The following is a 7447-nucleotide window of genomic DNA, read 5'->3' as shown; positions in this document are numbered from 1 at the left end:
GCATTGGAATTTACTTTTTAGAACTCTTAATGAAGATTTGTACAATTAATTGCTTGTCAGCAATCTTTGATTGGGAGCATGCATTAATTGGACTAAGCTTTATTTTAGAGTTCTTAAAGCAAATTCCCCTGTCCATGAGCTTTATACTATAATATCAACATTCACTTAAAATATAGCCTAAAACTAAAGTTATTTTTTCAGTAGACATTTCAAGAAACATATCTAAAGTTTTCATTTCTAGATAGAATAATAATATCTATATCACTTCTATTTTTATCAAAACAATCTTCATTGTAACTTCCAAAAGTACCAATACATACAATGTTTTTTAGATTATCTAAATTTAATTTACAATTAGATAGTTTAATTCTATCCATATATTATCACTCCAATTAAATTTTATTGTATACATATTTATTATATCATAAAGCAATTAGGCATAATAAAAAAATAACAAGTATTTTGCCAGCCTATTTTCCATCACGCTGCATTTTCAAATTCACCTAATAGACATGCTATGAGGACAATTCATCTCTTCACCTGATGAAAAATATTCATTGCGACTTTGGACTTGTTATATATTTTCATGTATCTTAATGAAAATATATACTGATATTTAAGAGTTATAAATTATGATTGATAAGTAAAAATAAATAGACGCCCTGGTAAATATTTGTATATATGCATTGTAAATGGTAGAATAGAAAGCAAAGAACTAGAATAAGTAGTTAGATAAATTAAATATTTTAAGGGGGAAAAGTTTAATGGTAAAGAAAAAAATAAGTAAAATATTAGGACCAATACTAGGAATTATGGTATTTATTGCAAGTACAGGAGTAGGACAAGTAAAAGTTTTAGCAGATGATAATGTAAGTGTAACTTCAGCAAGTTATGAAAATACAGTTTCTAATCAAGATAAGGATTATTCAATTAATATAAACAAAGGTGTTGAACAAAATGGCTTTAAGGTAACTCTAGATAAGGTGACTGGAACAAAGCATGATTTAAAAGCAATAGTTAAAATTGAGAATGATAAACCTTTTGATAGAGACAAATTTAATAATATAATATCGGAAGTTACATTTGGAGAAAGTGATTGCTGTGGTGGCGGCGGATCAGAAAATTATATAAATGATAAAACTCTATTATTAACTATAGAAAAAGAAATTGATGATGAAGAATTTCCTGAAAAGGGAGAATTAAGAGTAGATATAGTAATGCCTGATTATAAAATTAATGTAGGAATAGATAGTTATGTAGATTTTTCAGAATCATTTAAAAATACATTGGAAATGGACTCATCTTCTAAAATACCTGAATTCAATTTTAAATTAAATAAATTGGAGTCTAATATTATGGGAACAAAACTTGAGTATACTACACCATGGAAAGACTTTGATGAAAGGAGAAACGATCCAGAAAAATCTCAATATTCTTTAATGATATTAAAAGCAGGAGATAGAATATATAAAACAAAATGGTCAGGTAGTCATTCTTCAAATCGTAAAGAAGAGATTACCGGAACATATGAAAGTAAATCAGCAACTTATGATAAAATTAAAGATAATCAAAATTTAAGTTTAATACCAATAGTTTGTTATATGTCTCGAGATGAAATAAATAAAATGTATGATAAAGATGAAATAAATAATAAAAAATTAGATTCTAATAAAGAAACACTTAACAATGTTAGATATTTAAAAGAATTTGAATTTTCTGATGGAACTAAGGGAGAGATATACAATATAGAAAGAAAAGATAATACAGTAAAAGTATATTGCAAAGGAGTTTCAGAAAAAGAAAGTTTACTAATGGCAAGTAATATGTTTATGAATTATGATTTTAATGAGAATGAGATTAAATTTAATGATATATATAATAATGAAGAATATGTACAATTTTATAAAGATTCCAATAAGGATTTAGGATATGTTGTAGAATTTAATAATGTGGAGAAAGATAGAATTATAAATTTAAATATTGAACCTGTTATAAGTCAAATAGATAAATTTAAAGTAGGAGATGAAGTAAATATTTAAAGGAGAGAGAGTTTAATGCTAAATAGAAAACTAAGCAGAATATTAGGTCCAATACTTGGAATTATGGTATTTATGAGTAGTGCAGGATTAGGACAAGTAAAAGTTTTAGCAGATGATAATGTAAATACTTCTTTAGAATGTTACGAAAATACAACAGCTAATCAGTTCAATGATTATTCAATTAATATAAACAAGAGTGTTAAGCAAAATGGATTTAAGGTAACACTAGATAAGGTTACTGGAACAAAGCATAATTTAAATGTGATTTTAAAGGTAGAGAGTGATAAGGCTTTAGACAAAGAAAAAATAGAAAAATTTATAAGTGAAGTAAGTTTTGCAAATGAGTATACTGATAATAGTTCTACATGGTTTGACTATTTAGATGATAGATCATTTATAATTCATTTAAATGGGAAAAAGGATGAAGAAGAATTTCCTGAAAATGGAGAACTGAGAGTGGATCTTGTTTTACCATACTATAAAGTTAATTTAGGAATAGATAGTTATGTAGATTTTTCAGAATCATTTAAAAAGACAATACAAGAAAAAATAGCTACTAAAATACCAGAATTTAACTTAAAGTTAGATGAACTAGGATCAAATATTGTTGGAACGAGATTTAAATGTAGTGGGACTTATGATGAAAAAATCAATGAAGAAAAAGGTTCTGCAAATTCCTTTTTGATATTAAAAAAGGAAAATATAATGTATAGATTATCTTCAGATGGATTTTGGTCATCTGATGGAGAAGTAACAGGGGAATATATAGCTGATTCAGCAACTTATGATAGGATTAAAGATATTAATAATTTAAGTATTATTCCAATAGTAGGTCATATGTCATATGAAGAAATATATAATATGTATGAAAAAGATAAAGAAAGTATTTTAGATGATAAAGAGAGGTAAATATTAAACAATGTAAAATATAAAAAATCATTTAAATTTTCTGATGGGACTAAGGGAGAGATATATAATATAGAAAGAACAGATAATAAAATAAGAGTTTATTGCAAAGGAAGTACAGAAAAAGCAGGACTTTTAATGGCAAGTAATATGTTTATGTATAATGAATTAAATAAAGAAACTAATGTTTTTAATAATACCTATGATGGAAGTAAATATATGAGCTTTTATAAGGACCCAAATGATGAACTTGGATATATTGTAGAATTTGAAAATGTTAAAGACGATAAATTAAAGGAAATTCATTTTGATATTACTACAAGTGAAATAGATAAATACGAAATAGGAAATGAAGTAAAGATATCTAAATAATACTATATTAGTTTGGATCCTAATTTGTAATTATAATATAAAAATAGAACTATGCTAAATTCAATTAAGTGATATTAGTATAGTTCTATTTTTACATATTATATAGATTTTCTTAAAAAACTAAATTTACATAATAGTTTATTAATTATATGATAAAGTACGTTATCTTTTGTAGCAGTTAGTATTATTAAATATATTAAACTACATAAAGTAATATCTAATAGACATAAAAGACGAGGACTAAACAGATGTCTTTTTAAAATTATAGTTATAGGGATAAATACTAATGAATAATAAAAGTATTTTGTATTTTCAAATTTAAATAAATGTATATTTAGGTTTAGGACATTTCTTACTACATTATAGCCCGTTTGTTTTATTATAAAAGTTGTCCATTCATTTTTCTATTATCAAAAGTAAACACATATTTAAAGCCTATATCTTTTAAAATATCATATACATAACTTATTTTTTCACCAACTCTATTACTAGTATGAGCATCAGAACCTACAGTTAAAATTTCACCATTTAAATCCTTATACATATTCAATATTTCTAATTTAGGGAAAAGCAAGTTCTTAGATAAGCCAGAAGTATTTACTTCAATTCCTTTTCCTCTAGAAATTGTAACTTTTAAAATCTCATATATGTAGTCTTTATAATCTTCAAAATTATATACTCCACCGGATTTAAAAGCATAACGTTGAACAATATCAAGATGTCCAAGTACATCAAAATCACCCATTTGTGCAAAATTTAAAATTTCCTTAAAGTAAGTTTCATATGTATATGTAACACCATTTTCAGCAATATTATTTCTTAAGCTTTTTCCATTAAGATTATGTATTGAACCTATTATAAAGTCTAAATTATGTTTTTTAAAATATTTATCAAAATCTTCTTTATAAAGAAGATACTCTCCAATTTCTAGTCCTTTTTTTATAGTAATTTTTCCAGAATATTTATCAGAAAGTCTCTGTATTTCATTTTCATAGTCTTTAAAATTAAAGACATTATAACTTCTATCTTCAGGATCAAAACTTATATGTTCTGTTAAACATATTTCATTTAACTTCATAGAAATAGCTTTAGTTATAATATCTTCAAAGGTTTGTTTAGAATCAAAAGAATAGTTTGAATGTAAGTGGTAATCACTTAAGTATCTCATAATAATTAGTCCTTTCTAATACAATTATTGTTATTACACTTGTACTATTATATATGTTTTAATTTAAAATGTACAAATAGCTATTTAGATGTTAAAGCTTAATTTTGCAAATATTTTAAGAAATATTGAATAATATGATATAAATTTTATAAGAATAGATAACACTTATACTAAGAAATTTAAAATATGTTATAGTAATGAAGAAAAGATTAAAATAAAGAATATGAAGAAGAAATGTAAAAGTAAATAATAAAGAAATTTTCAAACTTATATTTAAGCTTTATTAAAGGAGAAGAATAAATGAGGTATGTAGTAGTGTCTGTTGTAAAAGGAAAAGCAGGAGATTTTAATAATAATCTAAGAAAAGAGCTTTTTAAAAGTTTAAAGGCAAAATCGTCTAAGTTACCAGCTCATTTTACGATTAAGGCTCCTTTTGAATATGATGGAGAAATTACAGATTTAATTAATATTCTTCAAGAAATTAGTGAAAAGGAGAAAGTAACACCCTTTAAAATAAATGGTTATGATCATTTTGGTAATAGGGTAGTTTATATGAAAGTAGAGATGTCAAAAGAGGGGAAAGAAGTTCATGATAAAGTAATAGAAAAAATGAGTTTAATATCTTATATTAATTTTGAAGAAAAAGATGGCAAGGATAAAACTTTTCATGTAACACTAGCTTCAAAAAGGATAAGGGATATTTATAACAAGGTGTGGGAATATGTTAATCAGTATCCTTGTGAATTTGAATGTTGTTTTGATAATATTACAATATATAATTGGGAAGAGGGAACTTGGAAGCTTTATAAAGAATTTAATTTTAAAAAATAACTGAACAAAGATCAAATAAGAGGTATATTAAATGATAAATTGAAATTTAATATACCTCTCTTTTTAGTTTCTAGAAGATTATATTTATATCAATTGTTCCTTGGTAATTAAAATATGGATTAGGTAATTTTAAAACATGTTATAATTTACCTTAAAATATAAATTTATTTAACATTGTTGATAGATATAGCAATTTATAAACGAAATATTAAGTGTAAGGGATAAGGCACATTAAAAAATAAATAGTGCGATATATTTTTATGTGTCTAAATAATATATGCAAGCTTGCTTTAGAAAGAAGGTCAAAAATGAAAATAAATGAAGGAAACTTTATTCCAGGTTTAATAAATAAAAATGAGAAAGCCTTAGATTATGTTATTGATAATTATGGATGGATTATTAAATCTATTGTAAAGAAGCATCTCTATAATTTAAAGAGTACTCAAGAGGAATGTATTAATGATATACTTCTTGGAATCTGGAATAATATTAAAAGTTTTAATCAAGATAAAGGGGATTTTAAAAATTGGGTAGCAGGAATAGCTAAATTTAAATGTATTGATTATAAAAGAAAGTATCTAAAAGGTTTAGAGTATGAGAATATAGATGATTTAAATATAAGCATTCCAGATAATGCTCATAAAGGGATTATTAAAAATGAATTAGATGATGATATTAATGAGATGTTAAATTGTTTAAAAGAAAATGACAAAGATTTATTTTATAAAGTATATATTGAGGAAAAAGAAATAAATGATATAACAAAAGAAATGGGAGTTAAGAGAGAGGTTATTTATAATAGATTATCAAGAGGAAAAAAGAAGATACAAAAGATCTTTAAAGTATTGGAAAATAGGGGGTAGGAGTATGAAGAATGATATATATACCATGTTAAATGAGATTAATATAAATATGGATGATTATAAAAAAGAGGACTTTAATGATATAGAGAAGAAAAAAATAAAAGCTAATTTAAAAAAATCAATTTTAAAAAAGAAATTTCCTAAAAAAAATGCTATAGCAGCAGTAGCTATAGTAGCTTTAACTATTGGTATATTTGGAAATAATATTGGAGTATCAGCTTTATCAAAAGTAGGATACATGATTAATAATGATATAGGGAGTTTTTTAGGAATAGAAAAGAATTTAGATGATTATAAAACAGTTATAAATAAATCTATAACTGATAAAGGGATAACAGTTCAATTAAATGAAGTAATATTGGATGGAAATGAAATGACAGTTTCTTATAATGTAACTTATGATAAAAAATTAGACGAATGTGAATCTTGGCATGGATTTAATCAAATTTATGTAAATGGAAAAGCACTTAATACAGGGTCAGGTGGAAGTGCTAGAAATATTGATGAATATACAACTCAATCAGTAATTACTTATAATTTAGAAAATTGTGATTTAAATGGAGATTTAAATATAAAAATTGAAAGTTCAAGTGTAATGTTAAATGATAATAAACAAAAAGGCAATTGGACATTTGAATTTAAAACTAGCGGTGATCAATTAAGAGTAGATACTAAGAAGATTATATTAAATAAAAAATTTACATTAGAAAATGGTCAAGAATATACATTAGAAAAGTATACTGATAATTCATTAGGGCAAAAGATTTATGCTTCAATATCTAATTTTCAAAAAAAATCTTCATATGCTGTAATGTTAAAAGGATATGATGATTTAGGTAATAAAGTTGAATTTTATGCATCTCATTCTAATCAAAAGAATGCATTATTTAAGATAGAAAATATTAAGGGCAATCTTAATGAAAATGCAAAAATACTAAAATTAACACCTTATGCAGCTAAATATCCAGAAAAAAGTGGAAGGATGGATGGTGAGTATAAACAAGTAGGAGATGAATTTACAATAGATTTATCACAATTAAAATAAAGAATTGGCTACGTTTTAAAATTGCACTCTGTGAAAGTTCGAAGAAGTAAATATAAAATTTGGATTCTCACTTTTGACTTTTAATTAAGAGTTGTAAAAAGCAAATTCCAATGCAGTTCGCTCTTATATTAACAATATCAACATTCACTTAAAACATAGCGAAAAAATTAAATAATTATATTCTTTAAATAGGACTATTTCAGAAAAATATGTTTATATATTT

8 protein-coding genes are annotated in these 7447 nt (G+C 24.3%); 6 read left to right on the top strand and 2 right to left on the bottom strand.

The features are described from left to right. Positions 1-209: 209 nt before the first annotated feature. A complete protein-coding gene (locus tag ACYUET_RS05360) occupies positions 210-377 on the bottom strand; it encodes a nucleotidyltransferase domain-containing protein (RefSeq protein ID WP_460278214.1) in 168 nt (55 codons plus the stop codon). A gap of 387 nt (positions 378-764) precedes the next feature. Between ACYUET_RS05360 and ACYUET_RS05355 the strand changes: the two genes are divergently transcribed. The 3 genes from ACYUET_RS05355 (at position 765) to ACYUET_RS05345 (ending at position 3317) form a co-directional block, all read left to right on the top strand. Then, the gene (locus ACYUET_RS05355; RefSeq protein WP_460278213.1) at positions 765-2039 is read left to right on the top strand and encodes a DUF4179 domain-containing protein; all 1275 of its coding nucleotides are present in this window, start codon (positions 765-767) and stop codon (positions 2037-2039) included. Positions 2040-2054: 15 nt separating this feature from the next. Then, positions 2055-2948, top strand: a complete 894-nt coding sequence (locus tag ACYUET_RS05350) for a DUF4179 domain-containing protein (protein WP_460278212.1) — start codon at positions 2055-2057, stop codon at positions 2946-2948. Between the two features lie 135 nt (positions 2949-3083). Next, positions 3084-3317: a hypothetical protein gene (locus ACYUET_RS05345; RefSeq protein WP_460278211.1), complete on the top strand. Its 234-nt coding sequence runs from the start codon at positions 3084-3086 to the stop codon at positions 3315-3317. Between the two features lie 379 nt (positions 3318-3696). Here the strand turns inward: ACYUET_RS05345 and ACYUET_RS05340 are convergent, their stop codons facing one another. Further along, positions 3697-4485: a histidinol-phosphatase HisJ family protein gene (locus tag ACYUET_RS05340; RefSeq protein ID WP_460278210.1), complete on the bottom strand. Its 789-nt coding sequence runs from the start codon at positions 4483-4485 to the stop codon at positions 3697-3699. Positions 4486-4785: 300 nt separating this feature from the next. On the opposite strand from ACYUET_RS05340, the gene ACYUET_RS05335 reads away from it, so the two are divergent. The 3 genes from ACYUET_RS05335 to ACYUET_RS05325 all read left to right on the top strand — a co-directional run bounded on the left by ACYUET_RS05335 (position 4786) and on the right by ACYUET_RS05325 (position 7224). Then, positions 4786-5316 carry a 2'-5' RNA ligase family protein gene (locus tag ACYUET_RS05335; RefSeq protein ID WP_460278209.1) on the top strand — a complete coding sequence of 177 codons (531 nt, stop codon included), beginning with the start codon at positions 4786-4788 and terminating at the stop codon, positions 5314-5316. 308 nt (positions 5317-5624) lie between these two features. Beyond that, complete coding sequence (locus ACYUET_RS05330; RefSeq protein WP_460278208.1) at positions 5625-6179, top strand: sigma-70 family RNA polymerase sigma factor; 555 nt, start codon at positions 5625-5627, stop codon at positions 6177-6179. 4 nt (positions 6180-6183) lie between these two features. Continuing rightward, positions 6184-7224: a DUF4179 domain-containing protein gene (locus tag ACYUET_RS05325; RefSeq protein ID WP_460278207.1), complete on the top strand. Its 1041-nt coding sequence runs from the start codon at positions 6184-6186 to the stop codon at positions 7222-7224. Positions 7225-7447 lie beyond the last annotated feature (223 nt).

Source organism: Clostridium sp. CTA-5 (assembly GCF_054768135.1).
This window is presented reverse-complemented; position numbering and strand designations above follow the sequence as displayed.